A 17,295-nucleotide genomic window follows, 5' to 3' on the forward strand; every position below is an offset into this window, starting at 1 on the left:
GCGAAAACGGTGAAAGCTTGTCCCCTTTAAGCCAAAAAACGACTGTGATACTTCGCAATTGCCGCAAAACTCGACTTCTCATGCGCTCTGCGTCATCTCAGTTGGTACAATCTGAGAGGTTTTGTGCAAGAAAGATTGGTTTTGAGGCATGGCGTCTGATTTTTGGTTGATCGCAGGGTTGGGAAATCCTGGTTCGAAGTACGAGGGCACCCGTCACAACATGGGTTTCATGTGTGCGGATGTATTGGCAAATCGTTGGAGCGTTTCGCTTTCCGACCACAAGGGGCTGGCCTTGCTCGGCAAGGGCGTGATGAGGCTTTCCGGGGCACCACGCAAGTTTTTCCTGGCCAAGCCACTGACCTTCATGAACGATTCGGGCAATGCCGTTGCTTCCATTTGCTCGTACTATGACATCGCACCGGAGCACGTCATAGCGATTCATGACGATATGGATCTGGAATTCGGACGCATCAAGGTCAAGGCCGGTGGTTCGGCCGGAGGACATAATGGCATCAAATCCATTGACCGATCGCTCGGAACCAACACATATTCTCGAGTCAGGCTTGGGGTCGGGCATTCAGCCAGACAGGGCGATGCCCATGCAAAAACAGTGAACTGGGTTCTTGGCGGTTTCAATGCCGATCAGAAGTCGCGCCTCGCCGATTTCTTAAGCGATGGGGCAGACGCAGTCGAAACGATTATGAACGAAGGCCTCGGACAGGCTCAGGAGAAATTCAATGGTCGATGAAGTGACATGGCAGGCACTTTCGAATACCACAGCCACCAGCGGCAGGCATGCCATATCTCAAGGCGCTCCGACAGAGGGGTCATTGTCGCATCTGCTTGACAATCTGAGAGATGACCCGATTTTTCATGATGTGGTGATCGGCGACACTGATATTTCGCAATCAAAGACCGATCCGTCAACCACATTGGGCATTCCCGAAGGCTTACGACCGGCGCTCATTGCAGCCACGTCGAAGAGAAAAACCGTGGTGGCAATCACCGCCTCGGGCAGGGATGCCGAAGAGCTGGCAGCCGCGGTACGCTCATGGTATCCAGGCAATCCGCAGGACATCGCACTCTTGGAAGCATGGGAAACGCTGCCACACGAGCGTCTTTCGCCACGCGCCGACACGGTTGCGAGCAGAATGGCCGTGTTCCGCCGTCTGAAGCATCCCGTCGCCAACAGCGACATGTTCGGTCCGATACGCATGCTCGTCATGCCGGTTCGCTCGCTGATTCAGCCCGTCGTCGCCAACCTTGGCGACGTCGAACCGCTGGTGTTCGAAGATGGCAAGGAATTCGCACTCGATGAGGCGTCAAGACTGCTGGTCAGAAATTCCTATACACGAGTCGACCTGGTCATGGATCGAGGGGAATTCGCAGTTCGCGGAGGCATCCTCGATGTGTTCCCGCCGACGGCACCGCATCCGGTACGCATCGAATTCTTTGGTGACGAGGTCGACGGCATCCACGAATTCAATGCTTCGGACCAACGCACCTATGGCGATTCCATTCCTCGCATCTGGGCGACGGCATGCAGGGAACTGCAGCTGACGCCTGAGATACGCGAACGTGCGGCATCGCTTGTCGGCAAGATCGACAATGCGGAGGACATGCTCGAATCCATATCCAAGGCCATACCTGTCGAAGGGATGGAATCGCTGCTTCCGGCATTGGTGGATCATCTCGATCAGGTGCCGAGCTTGCTTCCTGACGATGCCATAGTGATGCTCGACGACCCTGAACGCCTTCGCAGATCCTCAGAAGACCTGGCCAAGACGGCGAACGAATTCCTAGCCGCTAGCTGGCATGTCGCAGCTTCAGGCCATGGGTCCGGTGCCCCCATCAGCTTTGATCAGGCAAGCTTCCTCGACTTCGATGAGACTGTGTCAGCAATGGAATTCGGGCATACCGAGGTAATTCGTCTCACTGGATTTGGCGTTGATGCGAACGTTCAGGGGCATTATCAGCTCGATGCCCAGAACCCCGAGAATTTCAGGGGAGGGGAAGGCAAGGTAAGTTCAGGAATCGAAGGACTCATCGAACAGGGCTTCACCGTCATTCTGACAGCGGCAGCGCAGGGAACGCTTTCGCGTCTCAAGCGCGTCATCAACGAGATCGGCATCACCACATTCACGCCAATCCGATCGCTCGCACCGAATGGCTTCATTGATCGCGGCGCAAGACTTGCGGTCTTGACGGAGCGCGATCTGACAGGAAGAACCAGCGCGACAGGTCAGCTGAAAACGCCAAAGCGAAGGCGCAAGAGCATCGATCTGATGGAACTCAAGCCTGGAGACTTCGTCGTTCATGAACAGCATGGCGTCGGCCGCTTCATTGGCATGAAGCAGCGCACCGTCGGTCAGGGCGCGCAGCGCGCGCAGCGCGAATACCTTGTCATTGAATATGCACCGAGCAAGCGCAATGCGCCATCTGACAAGCTGTATGTGCCAACGGACCAGCTTGATATGATCAGCAAATATATCGGTGCCGAAGCTCCGAAGCTCAACAAGCTCGGTGGCGGTGACTGGGCGGCCACCAAGGCCAAGGCGCGCAAGCATGTGCGTGAGATCGCCGCAGACCTGGTGAAGCTGTATTCGGCCCGTCAGCGCACCAAGGGCTTTGCCTTCAGCCCTGACACGCCTTGGCAGAAAGAGCTCGAAGACGCCTTCCCATTCCAGGAGACACCCGACCAGCTCACCACCATCGACGAGGTCAAGCATGACATGGAGCAGCCCATGCCGATGGATCGCCTGATCTGCGGCGATGTGGGATTCGGCAAGACCGAAATCGCCGTGCGTGCGGCATTCAAGGCCGTCCAGGATGGCAAGCAGGTCGTGGTGCTGGTTCCGACAACCCTGCTGGTGCAGCAGCATCAGGAGACCTTCAATGAGCGGTTCGAAGGTTTTCCCATCAATGTCGCAGCCATGAGCCGCTTCCAGACGCCGAAAGAAATCAAGGCAGCCATGCAGGGGCTTGCCGATGGCACTGTCGATGTGGTGATCGGGACGCATAAGCTCTTGAATCCCAAGATCAAGTTCAAGGACCTGGGACTCGTCATCATCGACGAAGAGCAGCGCTTCGGCGTCGAACACAAGGAGACGCTCAAGGCACTGCGCACGAATGTGGATGTGCTGAGCCTTTCGGCCACACCCATTCCAAGAACCTTGGAAATGGCTGTGACCGGCATTCGGGAGATGTCCACCTTGGACACGCCACCAGAGGATCGTCTTCCGGTGCTCACCTATGTGGGAGCGAGCGAGGATTCGCAGATAACCGCAGCGGTGAAGCGAGAGCTGCTCCGTGGTGGTCAGGTCTTCTACGTCCATAATCGCGTCGAAGACATCGATCGCGTCGCCTCTCACATCGCGCAGCTTGTACCAGAAGCGCACATCGGCATCGCCAACGGCAAGATGGGGGAGCGTCAGCTCGACCATGTCATCCGTGACTTCTGGCACCGCGACATCGATGTGCTGGTATGCACCACGATCATCGAGACCGGCCTTGACATCTCGAACGCGAATACGCTCATCGTCGATCATGCCGACCGCTTTGGTCTCAGTCAGCTGCACCAGCTCAGAGGACGCGTCGGCCGTGGCCGCGAGCGGGCATATGCATACTTCCTCTACGATCCAAGCAAGCCCATGACGCAGACCGCTCACGACAGACTCGCGACGATCGCACAGAACACGGCCCTTGGCTCAGGATACGAAGTCGCGATGAAGGATCTTGAACTTCGCGGAACAGGCAATCTTCTTGGCGATGAGCAGTCAGGCCATATAGAAGGAGTCGGCTTCGACCTTTACGTGCGCATGGTGTCCGAGGCCGTCGAGCATTACAAGGAGCCGGATGCCCAGGAGGAGCAGGCGGTGACGATCGATCTGCCCATCGAGGCTTCGATTCCGGTTGATTACATCGATTCAGACAAACTGCGTCTGGAAGCATATAGAAAGCTCGCCGCCGCAAGGAACGAGGAGGATCTGAACGACTTGCGAGACGAGCTCACCGATCGCTATGGCAGGCCACCACAGGACTTCGACACGCTCTTTGACGTCGCCCGTCTGCGTTTCAAGGCACAGAAGCTCGGCATAACCGAAATCTCAGGTCAGGGAAAGAACGTCCGCATCGCGAAGATCGACCCGCAGGAATCGTTGCTGATGCGCATACAGCGAATCTACAGAGGTTCACAATACCGTCCCGTTACGCATGTTCTGCTGATTCCAGCACCCTTTGCCGGTTCTCTGGGCCAGCCTGCCATGGATTCCGAGCAGATCATGGCTTGGACCGAGCAGCTCATGGAAGACCTGGCATGGCATCCACACCTGCAGTGAGGCCTGCATGCATACCCACGGTTTCGATGGGACTTCGGCATACGGGTGAACGAGTCGTGCATCAACTTTCGTCAGCATGTGCAAGCGTATATGGGTTGAAAGCTGTGAGCGCTAACAATGTTCTCTTCACGACACGCGCTGTTCGTCCAATAAAAGCACTACGCTGGGGAATGTCAGAACAACACAATGTCTTAAGGAGAAGTTGTGGCAGCAATTGAAAGCGTATACGCACGCGAAATCCTTGATTCCCGCGGAAACCCAACAGTAGAGGTAGTTCTTGAGACCGAAGACGGAGCTCAGGGCCTCGGACTGGTTCCTTCCGGCGCATCAACCGGTGAGGCTGAAGCCTGGGAACGTCGCGATGGCGATAAGAACCGCTATCAGGGCAAGGGTGTTCTCGAAGCGGTCAAGGCCGTCAACGACACCATCGCACCAGCTGTGATTGGCATGGATGCAAGCGATCAGCGCGCCATCGACGACACGATGATCGAACTCGACGGCACCGCAAACAAGGGCAAGCTTGGCGCAAACGCCATCCTCGGCGTCTCTCTCGCAGCGATGTACGCGGCTGCAGAGTCGGCTGAACTGCCTCTGTACCGTTACATCGGTGGAACCAACGGACACATCCTTCCGGTGCCGAACATGAACATCATGAACGGTGGAGCGCACGCAGACTCCAACGTCGACATTCAGGAATTCATGGTTTCCCCATATGGATTCGATTCATACAAGGAAGCCCTCCGTGCAGGCGTCGAGGTCTATCACACACTCAAGGGCGTGGTGAAGCAGCGGGGTCTGAGCACCGGTCTCGGTGACGAGGGCGGCTTCGCTCCGAACCTTGATTCCAACGCCGAGGCACTTGACCTCATCGTCGAGTCCATCGAAAAGGCAGGATACAAGCCAGGCGAGCAGATCGGCCTCTCCCTTGACGTCGCTTCCTCCGAGTTCTACGACAAGAAGACCGGCAAGTATCTGTTCGAAGGCGAGCTTCGCGACGATGACTGGCTGCTGGACTACTACAAGGGTCTCGTGAAGAAGTATCCACTGGTCTCCATCGAGGATCCGTTCCAAGAGGAAGACTGGACCGCATGGCAGAAGATCACTGCCGAGATGGGCGACCAGCTTCAGTTCGTCGGCGATGACCTTCTCGTCACCAACCCCGTCCGTCTGCAGAAGGGCATCGATCTCAAGGCCGCCAACTCCCTGCTCGTCAAGCTCAACCAGATTGGTTCAGTCACCGAGACGCTCGACGCTATCGAACTGGCAACGGCCAATGGCTTCACCTCGATGGTTTCCCATCGTTCGGGTGAAACCCCAGACACCACGATCTCCGACCTTGCCGTCGCGAAGAACACCCGTCAGATCAAGACCGGCGCTCCTGCACGTGGCGAGCGCATCGCCAAGTACAACCGTCTTCTCGAAATCGAAGAGGAGCTCGGTTCGACCGCGCAGTATGCAGGCTACAGTGCATTCAAGGCTTGCAAGAAGTATGTCAAGTAAGGCAAGTCGGCAGGTCAGGAATTGTCGCGTAGTGGTATGAGCGCAGACTGACATTGCAATGCCCGTCACATTCCCAGTCGAGTGTGGCGGGTATTTTCGTATGTCAGGCATTGGTGGAGCTTGACCGCAATCCGAACTTGGCATAGATGTGTTGGCATAGATGTGGCGAAAGGGTCTGGGGATGGCAATGAGCAAGGAATCAAGGAACGGAAGGCGTGTGGCTGCTGGCAAGGCCAGTCGAAAGGCGAGCGTCTCTGATTCGCGCGAATCCTCTCGATCCAGGCAGACGCATGTGGATCCTGCCGGGACTTCTGCCTCCGGAAAGTCCACCGCTTCGCGGCAGTCCGGGAAGACGGGCAAGTCCACAACCCGTACAATTGGCAATTCCGGTCCGATTTCCTTCTTCATCGCCATGATCATCATTCTGTTGGGCACCGTGGAAATCGTGTCGACCTTCCATACATATGCCATAAATCTTTCCGAACTCAATGGTCTGCGCAAGCAGGAGGCAAGTCTTGTCGTCCAGAATAGGGATCTGGAAAACCAGATTTCACGGTGGAGCGACAACGCATATGTGACAGCCCAGGCCCGCGAACGCCTAGGCTTCGTTTTTCCTGGCGAGGAGGCTGTCAGAGTGCTTCATCCTGAGGCGGTCACCGGCACCAAATCAAACGGGAGCGAGAAGTCCGACGATAGCTCCACCGATACGACGACGCTGCCTTGGTACAGTGAGTTGGCCTATTCCTTCAACAAGGCCGACAAGCAGGCCGGGGATTCCTCGAAGAGCAAGTCATCCACGTCCGGATCAGACTCCAATCCTTCCAGCACGGCAACGTCGTCATCCTCTTCGAGTGCCAGTTCATCCAAGTCATCCGCGAGCCCATCCGCATCATCCTCGGACTAGAACGCTCACCTTTGCCGCGGGCAGAAGCGTCATTCTGCGAAGGCCTGCATACCCGCGAAACCATCCAAGCTGTACGAGACGAATTGCGTCGTCCCCGATTGCATGAAGGCATATGGAATACGATAATGAATAATCAGGAATGCTCCCAGACTGTCATAGGCAGCCCGTCCGTCGAGCAGACAGGCCCCGCACTCAGCGATGAGATGCGGACACGGGTCAGAGGCCGTCTGCGCGAAGTGCTCGAAGCGCCAGCCACCAAGGACGAGATCGATCTGGTCGAGCGACAGCTGACCCGTTATCCACGAGGCATGATCGCCGTCGGCGCGAGATGCGTCTGCGGACGTCCCTTGGCTGTTGTCACGCGCCCGTTGCTGAATGCGTCGATACCATTTCCGACGACCTTCTATCTCACGAGTCCCGAGGCGGTCAAGGCAGCATCAAGCCTTGAGGCGGATGGCACGATGAAGAGGCTATCCGAGTCACTAGCTCATGACGACGCCATCGCCAGGGCCTATGAACAGGCGCATCTGGCATACCTGGACTTCCGATCTCAGCTTGCCGCCCTGCTGGGCGACGATGACAGCCATATCAGAGGCATCAGCGCAGGCGGCATGCCGACCAGGGTGAAATGCCTGCATGCGGCCCTTGCCCATAGCCTGTGCATGGGCGAGGGAGTCAATCCGATCGGCGACATCGCACTGCGCATGGTCCGCGAGGATAGGCATTTCGACCCCAATGTCTGCCGCTGCAGCATTCTCTGATGTCTGTCGTCCAGAAGCGGCGGTCTGGGCATCTCTGTCTGGGGGCATCTCTGTCTCAGATTCTTTGTCTCTGAGGCACTGTCTCTGAGCCATTGTCTTGCTCGAATGGTCTGGGGAAGCGTCCATCCTGCGGCGATGGCGAGGGATCGATTGGTACTGGGGAATTGTAGAATCGTGATGAAAAAAGAACAGCTGTGTTGGAGGAGAGACTGATGGATTCAGTGACCATAGCCGGAGTTGACTGCGGAACCAATTCGATACGTTTGATGGTGGCTGAGGTCGATGCCAGGGGAATGCATGTGGTCATGCCGAGAATGCTTCGTATCATCAGGCTCGGCCAGGGTGTGGATAGATACCGTCGATTTGCGGAGGATGCCCTGCAGCGTGCATACGCCGCGGTCAGGGAGTTCGCCGACGTTCTCGGTAGGCAGCATGTCGATGGCATTCGCTTCGTAGCGACATCCGCAACGCGCGATGCGTCGAACCGATCTGAGTTCGAGGACGCGGTGGAATCCATTCTTGGTGTCAGACCCGAAGTCATTCCCGGATCCGAGGAGGCTGCGCTAAGCTTTCTCGGCGCGACCGCAACTCTTGGCGAGTCCCAGCTCCCTGGACAGCAATCGGCCACTGGTCAGCAGACAGACCCTGCATATATGGTCGTCGATCTGGGCGGCGGCTCCACGGAAATCGTTGTCGGCGGAGATGGCGTCGACATTCCCGCGCAGACGGTTCGTGCCGGTTTCTCGATGAACATCGGTTCCGTTCGCATGACTGAGCGTCACCTGCTGTCCGATCCTCCCACACAGACGCAGATCGAGCGGGCGACTGCGGACATCGACGCACATATAGACGAGGCCTTCACCCATGTCCCCGCTCAGGATGTGTCCACGATCATCGGGGTGTCGGGAACGGTGACCACGATGAGTGCGATAGCGATGGGCTGCGAGACATACGATCGCAATGCCGTCGATGGCGCGACGATTGGGTTCGACAGCATCTTCGAAGCCGATGGACGGGTGCTGCGCATGAGCCGCGAGGAGAGAGGCGCGCTTGGAGCAATTCATCCAGGACGCATCGACGTCGTCGGAGGGGGAGCGCTGATCTGGACTCGAGTCCTCAAGAGAGTCGCCGCAGCGGCAGCCACTCGCGGAACCCATATCGATTCCTTCCTGTCGAGCGAGCATGGGCTGCTTGACGGAATCGTCCTCGATTACGGCAGAAGGATGCTTGCCGGTCAGATCTGATTTCATGGTATTGTGTCCTATTGTCCGCTGCCGGTTAGATTGCCCATCAGTGCAAGCGGTTCGGACGTCGTTGCCCCAGTGGCGAAACGGTATACGCATCGGACTTAAAATCCGACGTCGCGAGACTTGTGGGTTCGATTCCCACCTGGGGCACGCTTTACCTGCCGGCCTTTCGCCGGTGCTAGGCTACATTGCATACAGCCCAAGTTCGAGATGAGGTTCATATGCCAAACGCACCGGCCCGCAGAAATGCCCGGGAGGTTCCGGAGATACTGACGCAGGTGATATGCGCCGCCGGGGTTCTCTGCATAGGGGAGATCGTCTGTGCGCCATTCATTCTCGCCATGGCCAGCAACGTGGGCCTCGCACTTGTTCCTTGGGCATGCATCGCAAGCATGCTGGCGGTCTTCTTCTGCTATACCGTTGGGTTTGCCCTCTTCTGGGCGATTGACTACGTTTCGGCCCAGATAAGGCAGGGCCTACGTGAGCGCCTGACTCCGATTGTCTTTGGACTTGGCGGGTTCATAGGGTTTGCAGCATGGGGATACTTCGTCATCCCGGCGATCTTCAACTCACTTCTGGCCGGCATCGACGCGGACCCCCTTTCCCTCGGACAGCGCCTTGCTATTGGCTTCAACTGTGCGGTGCTCGGATTCATCGCATGGTTCGTGGCCAAGATGGTCTCCAGACGATTCTCGCATCATCTGGCTTCGGTCGTCTCAGTTGGAATCGTCACCGTCGTGATAGCCGCCTTGGGCGTGTTCTATATGATCATGATGTTCCGATACATCGCACAGTCCTGATTCGCGACATGGCCAGTCGTCGTGTGGCTCGGATAGGATAACAGGCCAACGACGCTGTAACTTGTGGTATTGCTGAAAAGGTTATAGCGTAGAGCTTTGTTATTTTAAGGCAAGGAGAACATATGTCAGACGCGAATATGCCCAAGGTTGCAGAGGACTTTGGTCACAGGCCAACCATCGAATTCGATGGCGAGGCTCCAGACGGGTTGAAATCCGTCGAGCTGGTCGAAGGCACTGGTCCCGTTGTTCGCAAGGGCGATACCGTGACTGTAAACTATCACGGCGTCACCTGGGGCTCTGACAAGCCATTTGATTCGAGTTTCGACCGTCATCAGCCTGCCAGCTTCCCGATCGGCGTCGGCCGCGTCATCAAGGGCTGGGATCAGACCGTTCCTGGGCATAATGTCGGCTCCCGCCTTCTGGTGAGCATTCCACCAGAGTATGGCTATGGAAGTCAGGGCGTGCCACAGGCTGGAATCGGCGGTTCTGACACATTGGTTTTTGTCGTTGACATCATTTCAACGCGCTGAACGCTGGTGGTAAGGACGTCGGCTGCGGTCGGCGTCTTTTGCTATCTCGACGTCATCCGCGCAGGGCGCCTGACCGCAACGCATTCGCGGATTCATGCGGCTTCGACGATCTGTGGTGGACGCCGCAATGCACTTACCGCTCAATCAATAGAGTTCTCAATGAACGACTGAAGGAGGAATCATGGCAGAGGAAAAGACCATCCTGCTCACGCAAGAGGCTTACGACAAGCTCAAGGAAGAGCTTGAGCATCGACAGGGTGAATATCGCGAGGAGATAACCGAGCGTATCGCAACCGCACGCGCAGAGGGAGATCTGAGCGAGAACGGTGGCTATCAGGCCGCTCGCGAGGAGCAGGGAAAGAATGAGGGACGCATCAACGAGCTCATCGTCAAGCTGCGCAACACCAAGATTCTCCAGGCACCAAAGGCTGGCCTGGTTGGCAACGGCTCGATAGTGACGCTTGACCTGGCAGGCAACAAGGTGACCTATGTGCTTGGATCGCGCGACATAGCCGTGGCGACCGACTACGATGTCATCAGTCCTGAATCACCGATCGGCGCTGCCATCATGGACGCGAAGCAGGGCGATGAGGTCACATACAAGGCACCCAACGGACGGGATATCAAGGTGAGCATCCTCGAATCGAAGCCACTGAAATAGCATCCTGATCAGTCATGGCTCATGGGAGCTCCTTGTCAGCCCTTGGAAACGGAGCTCCCACAAGCTGGGAATGCACTACATCAGTCGACAGATGACGAGATAGATGGCCACCATATGGCAGGCATATCCGGCGATGGTGCCGCAATGGAATATCTCGTGGAATCCAAAGACCCGAGGCCATGGGTCCGGCCATCTGAAGGCATATACGATGGCTCCTGCAATGTAGCAGATTCCTCCCGAGACAATGAGCCAGACGACGGATGGACCGGCCACCGCCGACTTCCAGAACAGCCCGAGGAATGCGACGCCAGACACGCCGAAGATGATGTACACGATCGTATATAGCCAGCGCGGCGCATTGATCCATATGACATGTATGAGTATGGCGACTGCAGTGCTGATCCACATCCCAGAAAGAATCAGGTTTCGCCAGAATGGTGCGAGTGCGAACGATGTAGGCGTATATGTACCTGCAATCAGCAGGAATATGTTTACGTGGTCGAATCGTCGCAGCAGCATGGTCAGCTTCGGTGACCAGTTGCCAAGGTGATAGAGCGCCGAGTTCGCGAAGAGGATCAGCGAGCATGTCATGAATATGGCGCAGGCCCATTTCAGGCCAAGAGTTGGGCTGAGACATATGAGCACGATTCCCGCGGCCAGGGCAAGTGGCGTCGCCACTGCGTGAATCCATCCGCGCAGCATCGGCTTTTCCCTGCCGTGAACGTCCAGCCTCGGCTTGCGAGGGTTATGGGTCTGCGTCGGCGAGAGATGGTTATGAGATGACATGCATGAACCTCCAGAACTTACGATACCGTAACCTACGATACCGTAAGTTGTTCAGATTGCGAATTCCCCTAACTCTGCGCGTTTCCCGCACATCGATAGTTCGGCAGTCTCATTATGATGGAGGTCATGGCTGATTTTACCCACATCCTTGCTACCCGTCCTGATTTTGCAGATGACGACAGAGAGTGGCTCCATCATTTGGTGGCTGACTGGCAGGTTATATCCGATCTTACTTTCGCCGATCTTCTGCTGCTGCTGCAGACAGGGGACGGACATTACGTCGTGGCCGAACAGTGCAGACCGTCGACCGTCATGTCGCTTCGTTCGGAGGACGTGGTCGGCGACCAGATTCCAGACAACCTGACCGCCGAGCTCGACTCGGCGATGAAGCTCGACGCGCCGCTTCACTCCAAGCGCGTGAGAACCATCGGCCGCTCTACCGTGTGCGATGTGTACGCTCAGGTAAAGCATAACGGCAAGACCCTGGGAATCGTCGTGAGGGAGACCAACATGGCGACCCGCGAATCCAACGGTCGCTACGAGAATGAGAGCATCGACGCCGGCAAGATGCTCTTTGACATGATTGCACGGGGGGAGTTCCCCTATGTCGATGCAATCATCAACCAACGGCACATAGCACGTGTGGCCGATGGATTCATCATCATCACCGCAGAGGGCATCGTTCGCTATGCCTCGCCGAATGCCACGAGCTGCTTCAGAAGACTGGGCTCCGTGAAGACCATGCAAGGTCGATATCTCAGCGAGATCGGGACTTCCCTGCTTCACAAGAACGATCCGGTCCCCGAAAGCCTTCCTTTGGTCCTGAGCGGGAAGGCCGCCGTGGATTCGGAATTGGCGGCGAATCGATCAGCGGTCTCCATCCGCTCCTTGCCACTTATCGATGAGAACGGACGCTCCGGTGCGGTTATTCTATGCCGTGACGTGACCGAGCTGCGCCGTCGCGAACAGGAGCTGCAGACGAAGGATGCGACGATTTCCGAGATCCATCATAGGGTGAAGAACAATCTTCAGGCCGTTTCCGCACTGCTGCGTCTGCAAGCCCGAAGAACCAAGCTTCCTGAAGTCAAGAAGGAGCTTGAGGAGGCACAGCGCCGCGTGCAGACCATAGCGGTCGTTCACGAAGGCCTGAGCCAGACAGCCGACGAGATCGTGGACTTCGACAAGGTGATTTCCAACCTGCTCAAGCTGAGCGTCGATCTGGCCACGACCGAGGACCAGAGGATCTCGATAACCTTCCTGGGAAAGTTCGGGATGATGCCGGCACAGGATGCGACCCCTCTGTCGCTTGTGCTGACCGAGCTCATCAACAACGCCGTCGAGCACGGCTTTGAAGGGCGCAAGGAGGGACATATAACCATATCCGTGGGCAGAGGCGGCAACACCCTGAGCGTGGTCGTCGAGGACGATGGCAACGGCTACAGAAGCGAATCCAGGGAAGGCATGGCCAAGTCCACGGGATCGGGTCTGGGAACGCAGATAATCAACACCTTCGTCACGAACGACTTCGGCGGTTCCGTGACATGGGGGCCGCGTCGTGACGGTGGCACCAGGGTCTCGCTGTCGATGAAGCTGAGAGCGGCGCAGGAATCCAAGAACGACCAGGAACGATAGGGAACGGTAGGGAACGATCGACCTGCTCAAGGCCTCGGAATCACAGCGGCAATCGCGCAGACAACCACTGCGCTCCGGTGGATGCGGGTATGACCGAAGGCGAAGGCATATGCATGAATCCAGCTAAGCGCCGGGCATGAAGAAAGGGATCCTGTCGGATGATCTACATCCGACAGGATCCCTTGTGCATTTCCAGGACGCTGGTCAACGTCGCAGAGTCATCGCGTGGGGGTCATATGAGTTCCCCATGCATCGCCTGCATCGCTCATGCCTGCATCTGGATTGCCTGAGAACGTCGCGCTCTCATGGCCCTGCGCTTGAGCGCACGGCGCTCGTCCTCGCTCAGACCACCCCAGACGCCATAATCCTGATTGGTGTCCAAGGCGCATCGCAGACATGCGTCGATGACCTTGCACGTTCTGCAGACGCTTTTTGCCTCTTCGATTTGCTGATACGCAGCACCGGTGTTACCGACTGGGAAGAATAGTTCAGGATCCTTGTCTCGGCAAGCGGCTTTGGCTCGCCAGTCGAATGCACTACTCATGGTCGCCTCTTTCAAGTCTGTTGCCCGGTTTATCCGAGCCTTTATCAAGGAAAGCACGATTAGGCCGACTTTTCAAGATTTTTCTAGTATTTATATGCAGTTGAACATTGTATGACGTGTTCAATTCCTGACATCAGCAGCACCGCCCGTCCCACTATGGCAAAGTCTTCGGGGGAGAATCCTCTCAGGGTCTGCGCGGAAATGCCTGACATGATGTCGAGGCTGGTATCGCCTGTGGGAAAGACGATTCGCGTCGGACAGTATTCATGAAGTCGAAAATGATGGGGTGAGTCAAGCGAGAACAGGACGCATGTTCTCGGATCCCGGATCGCATCCATGAATCGTCCATGCAATGGATGCATCGCGGATGGATCGCTCATCGCATCGGCATCGTCGACCAACCAGACTCGAGCATGATCCCGATCGCATGATGGCAGCGACGTGGCGTCTGCGGAAATCATGTCGCAGGCCATGCCGTCGATGCGTGAAAGCACATATCGTATGTTGTGCAGCAGCGTGGTCTTGCCCTTCCCAGGAGGACCCACTATCGCGATGTTGCCATCCACGCTCAGACGGCAGCGGCCATGGCGAACACCATCGTCTTCCAGACCGATGACCACCTGGGGAGCTGTGCCATGTCCATCCATCGTCCGTCTGGCCACGGCAGGGAAGCGCCCATCCTGTGCATCCAGGATGCCGTCGGACGAAGATCCCAGATCGCATGTGATCGGCAACGGTGCGGTGAACAGGGGGGAGGGAGTCGAAGCCTTGCAGAATGCGGCAGCTGCATTCACACTGTCCATCAGCAGCCGTCGATCGTCGACATGCGCGCTGCGAAATGTCGTGACGGAGCCCCCGTCCGCGAAGATGCCGACTCCCGGCGATTTGGGGCTGATATGCGAGGCATCGGGCAGTCCTATCATTTCCAACGATTGGAGGGTGTCCTGAACGCGAAGGCATATGCGGACTGCCATATTGGCCTTGATGTCGCCACTGAGCTGACTCACTGGATTCTGGCTGCAGACGATCAGATTGATCGCAAGCGAACGTCCCAACGATGCCAGACGCGACAACCGGGTCATGGCATCGGGAATCTGCTGACACAACGCATTCGCCTCGTCAATGACGACCACCATGCGTGCCGGGGGATTGGCAAGCTCCATCACATCGGTCAGCCTCCAACGCGCGACCAAGGCCTCACGGCGACGCAGCTCGTCTTCCAGACCCCGCAAGGCGCGCTCGGCATGCCTCAGATGCAGGTCGCTGACGCATCCGACGGTATGAGGCAGCTTCTCGAGCGCATGGAGTCCAGCCCCACCCTTGAAGTCCAGCAGCACGAGATTCAGTCGTTCAGGCGGCATGTGCATCGCCATGGCAAGACACCAGCATTGAAGCATCGCGGATTTGCCTGAACCCGTCGTGCCGGCGATCATCGCGTGAGGGCCCTGAAGGGGCAGACTGACCTTGAACGACTCGCCATCGTCGCGCATGCCGAGAGTAACGCTCTCGTCCGATTCCGGACCAAGCGTGGCCTGTGATTGCAGCCATGAGCGTACGATCGCCTGCCAGAGCCGAGCATGGCTGACATCCTGCCGGGTCACGCCATCGCATGACACGCTTAGGCCCGAAGTTCGTCTGAGAAAGAGCTCTTCAACGACGCTGTCGGCTGGCACGCATGCCTTGGAGGCGTCACGCCCGCCAGCGCTGTCTCCTGCGAAGGCAGGGGCTTGCGCATGGATTCGCGAATTCATGCGCACGTCATTGGTGCGGTAGTCGGTGCCGTCGTCCGTGCTGTCACCTGCGCCGCCACCAGTGCCAAGCCTACTCGGGCCGTCAGGGGAGCGAGATCGGTGAAGCTGGCCCTGTGTCATGCTCATCCACACGTATGAGACGATGCCCATGCAACTGACCGTTGCGGCCATCCATTGGCCTTGGAACAGCATAAGCAGAGCAAGAATCGACTGTGGCATCACGATTGGCAACAGATCCAGAGTCCGCTTCGACACAGAGAAGCCCTGTCGGAGTCTCCGTCGCCTGGACGAGTCCGCGGCGACCGCGTCGGAGTATGAATGCCTTTCCATCGATGCAGTATCTCAGCCATGGATGGCCGATGCCACGTTCGACCATAAGTGTGGTCGAACGTGGTGGCGTGGTCACACCTGTCCGCCGACGGTACCCTTCGCATGCGTGCCGGCTGCGAGGGAGGTGAAGAGCGACTTGTTCTTTGAGGCATCAAGCAGAACCGTCGATCCCACGCTGCTGTTCGGATAGTAGTCGGGGTTCGTCCAATAGACGCTGCCGGTGACTCCATTCGTGCCGGAGGCATCCTTGAATGCGAGAGCCATTTTGAGCAGAGTATAGGGATTCGTCTTGTTATCGACGACAATCGATGCAAGGGAAGCCTTCGCTACCTTCTGCACTGTGGAAGGACTGGTCAGAATCGAGGAACTCGAAGCCTTCTTGACGATCGCCGCTATCACCTGACGCTGCCTCTTGGCCCTGCCAAAGTCACCTGTCGGATCCGAATAGCGCATTCTCGAGAACGCCAAGGCAGTCGCACCGTTCGCGACATGGCATCCGGCAGTCCAGTTCAGTCCGGAGTTGGCATCGTTGACGGTGGTGCTATAGCACAGTTCGACGCCGCCAAGTGCATTCACGACCTTCTCGAGGCCGCCGAACTTGATCATCGCAACATGGTCGATTTTCTGTCCGGTGATGCTTTCGACCTGACCGGTAAGTGCAGAGTAACCGTCGATTTCGGCAACGGCATTGATCTTCATGTATGTGCTGTTGACCTGCACGAGGGAGTCGCGTGGTATCGAAATCAACGAGCTATTCCCACTTTTGGGCTTGGTGAGCACCAGTATGGTATCCGTTCTGAATCCCGGCGCATCCGCCTCGGTTCCGGTTCCTGCGGTTCCGTCACGTTGGTCGGATCCCAGAATCAGCCAAGTCTGCGCTGTCGTGTCGGCGGCGGTGGTCAGCATGCTCTTTTTCGTGAGCTGGCCGTCGACCCAATTCCACAGTCCGATTCCAAAGACCGCAAGAAAGAGAAGGATCAGGATGATGACGACGGCGACGATTCGTTTGACATTGAACCTTATGCGTGTATTCCCGTTTCTCCGGCCTCCTGGACGCATCGCCGACGATTGCCGCTGCGGACGTCGAATGCCTGACGCAGGCGATCCATACTGTCTGCCATCACCAGAAGCGTTGCGCGACACGTCCCGGGACGAATCTCGCCTCTGGCCCCGGGGTTGGGAGGAACCGCTTCTGTAGGCAGCGGAGGCCGCTCTCTGTGGACGGGCGGACCCTGAAGTTCGTGGTGTCGCCCTGGGGAAGTCATGTCGTGGCGCCGATGACTGTGAATTATGGCTTGAGCTTCTTCGTGGGGCGAAGCTGGGCAGGTCATCCTGGTTGCCCGCACTCGCATGCGTCCCTGATTGACTCGGATTCTTTGAATGATGGGTCGGCACAAAGCTGGGCGGAGTGTCGTTGGATGTCACATCATCAGATTCTTGAGCCATGTATCCTCCGAACTTATGTTTCTGGACATAGCTTTAACACAGAAATGCACCTATTGGTGAGCTCCC

At 57.1% G+C, this 17,295-nt stretch carries 13 protein-coding genes, 1 tRNA gene and 1 pseudogene; 11 read left to right on the plus strand and 4 right to left on the minus strand.

Annotated features, from left to right (window positions below):
* The first annotated feature begins 148 nt into the window (after positions 1–148).
* The 10 genes from pth (at position 149) to QN062_RS01445 (ending at position 10,740) form a co-directional block, all read left to right on the plus strand.
* Positions 149–748, plus strand: a complete 600-nt coding sequence (pth, locus tag QN062_RS01400) for an aminoacyl-tRNA hydrolase (RefSeq protein ID WP_369341850.1) — start codon at positions 149–151, stop codon at positions 746–748.
* Positions 738–4,337, plus strand: a complete 3,600-nt coding sequence (gene mfd, locus QN062_RS01405) for a transcription-repair coupling factor (protein WP_369341851.1) — start codon at positions 738–740, stop codon at positions 4,335–4,337. The genes pth and mfd overlap by 11 nt, the downstream gene beginning before the upstream one ends.
* Before the next feature lie 204 nt (positions 4,338–4,541).
* Positions 4,542–5,837, plus strand: coding sequence for a phosphopyruvate hydratase (gene eno, locus QN062_RS01410; RefSeq protein WP_369341852.1), 1,296 nt, complete (start codon positions 4,542–4,544; stop codon positions 5,835–5,837).
* A gap of 187 nt (positions 5,838–6,024) precedes the next feature.
* Positions 6,025–6,741: a septum formation initiator family protein gene (locus QN062_RS01415; protein ID WP_369341853.1), complete on the plus strand. Its 717-nt coding sequence runs from the start codon at positions 6,025–6,027 to the stop codon at positions 6,739–6,741.
* A gap of 203 nt (positions 6,742–6,944) precedes the next feature.
* On the plus strand, positions 6,945–7,502 hold the full coding sequence (locus QN062_RS01420; protein WP_369342498.1) for a DUF501 domain-containing protein: 558 nt from the start codon (positions 6,945–6,947) through the stop codon (positions 7,500–7,502).
* A 212-nt stretch (positions 7,503–7,714) separates the two neighbouring features.
* Positions 7,715–8,746, plus strand: coding sequence for a Ppx/GppA family phosphatase (locus QN062_RS01425; protein WP_369341854.1), 1,032 nt, complete (start codon positions 7,715–7,717; stop codon positions 8,744–8,746).
* A gap of 72 nt (positions 8,747–8,818) precedes the next feature.
* Positions 8,819–8,899, plus strand: a tRNA-Leu gene (locus QN062_RS01430).
* Between the two features lie 71 nt (positions 8,900–8,970).
* Positions 8,971–9,549 carry a hypothetical protein gene (locus QN062_RS01435; protein ID WP_369341855.1) on the plus strand — a complete coding sequence of 193 codons (579 nt, stop codon included), beginning with the start codon at positions 8,971–8,973 and terminating at the stop codon, positions 9,547–9,549.
* A 122-nt stretch (positions 9,550–9,671) separates the two neighbouring features.
* Positions 9,672–10,079 carry an FKBP-type peptidyl-prolyl cis-trans isomerase gene (locus QN062_RS01440; RefSeq protein ID WP_369341856.1) on the plus strand — a complete coding sequence of 136 codons (408 nt, stop codon included), beginning with the start codon at positions 9,672–9,674 and terminating at the stop codon, positions 10,077–10,079.
* A gap of 181 nt (positions 10,080–10,260) precedes the next feature.
* Positions 10,261–10,740 carry a GreA/GreB family elongation factor gene (locus QN062_RS01445; RefSeq protein ID WP_369341857.1) on the plus strand — a complete coding sequence of 160 codons (480 nt, stop codon included), beginning with the start codon at positions 10,261–10,263 and terminating at the stop codon, positions 10,738–10,740.
* A 75-nt stretch (positions 10,741–10,815) separates the two neighbouring features.
* Here the strand turns inward: QN062_RS01445 and QN062_RS01450 are convergent.
* Positions 10,816–11,481 (minus strand): annotated as a pseudogene (locus tag QN062_RS01450) (hemolysin III family protein); the annotation flags it as partial.
* Positions 11,482–11,652: 171 nt separating this feature from the next.
* Here QN062_RS01450 and QN062_RS01455 point away from each other — a divergent pair.
* The gene (locus tag QN062_RS01455) at positions 11,653–13,158 is read left to right on the plus strand and encodes a sensor histidine kinase (RefSeq protein WP_369341858.1); all 1,506 of its coding nucleotides are present in this window, start codon (positions 11,653–11,655) and stop codon (positions 13,156–13,158) included.
* Between the two features lie 265 nt (positions 13,159–13,423).
* Here QN062_RS01455 and QN062_RS01460 read toward each other — a convergent pair whose 3' ends face one another.
* From QN062_RS01460 to QN062_RS01470, 3 genes are all read right to left on the minus strand, one after another.
* Positions 13,424–13,702 (minus strand): WhiB family transcriptional regulator, encoded by a 279-nt coding sequence (locus QN062_RS01460; protein WP_094693199.1) that lies wholly within the window; start codon positions 13,700–13,702, stop codon positions 13,424–13,426.
* A gap of 83 nt (positions 13,703–13,785) precedes the next feature.
* Complete coding sequence (locus tag QN062_RS01465; RefSeq protein WP_369341859.1) at positions 13,786–15,708, minus strand: FtsK/SpoIIIE domain-containing protein; 1,923 nt, start codon at positions 15,706–15,708, stop codon at positions 13,786–13,788.
* Positions 15,709–15,855: 147 nt separating this feature from the next.
* Positions 15,856–17,229 carry an LCP family protein gene (locus tag QN062_RS01470; RefSeq protein WP_369341860.1) on the minus strand — a complete coding sequence of 458 codons (1,374 nt, stop codon included), beginning with the start codon at positions 17,227–17,229 and terminating at the stop codon, positions 15,856–15,858.
* Positions 17,230–17,295 lie beyond the last annotated feature (66 nt).

This window comes from Bifidobacterium sp. WK012_4_13 (assembly GCF_041080835.1).
In the GTDB taxonomy this organism is placed as follows: Bacteria; Actinomycetota; Actinomycetes; order Actinomycetales; family Bifidobacteriaceae; genus Bombiscardovia; species Bombiscardovia fermentum.

Coding starts and splice junctions, on each gene's coding strand:
- QN062_RS01455 (WP_369341858.1), top strand. CDS start 11,653: ATGGCTGATTTTACCCACATCCTTGCTACCCGTCCTGATTTTGCAGAT.
- QN062_RS01470 (WP_369341860.1), bottom strand. CDS start 17,229: ATGGCTCAAGAATCTGATGATGTGACATCCAACGACACTCCGCCCAGC.
- QN062_RS01445 (WP_369341857.1), top strand. CDS start 10,261: ATGGCAGAGGAAAAGACCATCCTGCTCACGCAAGAGGCTTACGACAAG.
- QN062_RS01420 (WP_369342498.1), top strand. CDS start 6,945: ATGCGGACACGGGTCAGAGGCCGTCTGCGCGAAGTGCTCGAAGCGCCA.
- QN062_RS01460 (WP_094693199.1), bottom strand. CDS start 13,702: ATGAGTAGTGCATTCGACTGGCGAGCCAAAGCCGCTTGCCGAGACAAG.
- QN062_RS01440 (WP_369341856.1), top strand. CDS start 9,672: ATGTCAGACGCGAATATGCCCAAGGTTGCAGAGGACTTTGGTCACAGG.
- pth (WP_369341850.1), top strand. CDS start 149: ATGGCGTCTGATTTTTGGTTGATCGCAGGGTTGGGAAATCCTGGTTCG.
- QN062_RS01425 (WP_369341854.1), top strand. CDS start 7,715: ATGGATTCAGTGACCATAGCCGGAGTTGACTGCGGAACCAATTCGATA.
- mfd (WP_369341851.1), top strand. CDS start 738: ATGGTCGATGAAGTGACATGGCAGGCACTTTCGAATACCACAGCCACC.
- QN062_RS01415 (WP_369341853.1), top strand. CDS start 6,025: ATGAGCAAGGAATCAAGGAACGGAAGGCGTGTGGCTGCTGGCAAGGCC.
- QN062_RS01435 (WP_369341855.1), top strand. CDS start 8,971: ATGCCAAACGCACCGGCCCGCAGAAATGCCCGGGAGGTTCCGGAGATA.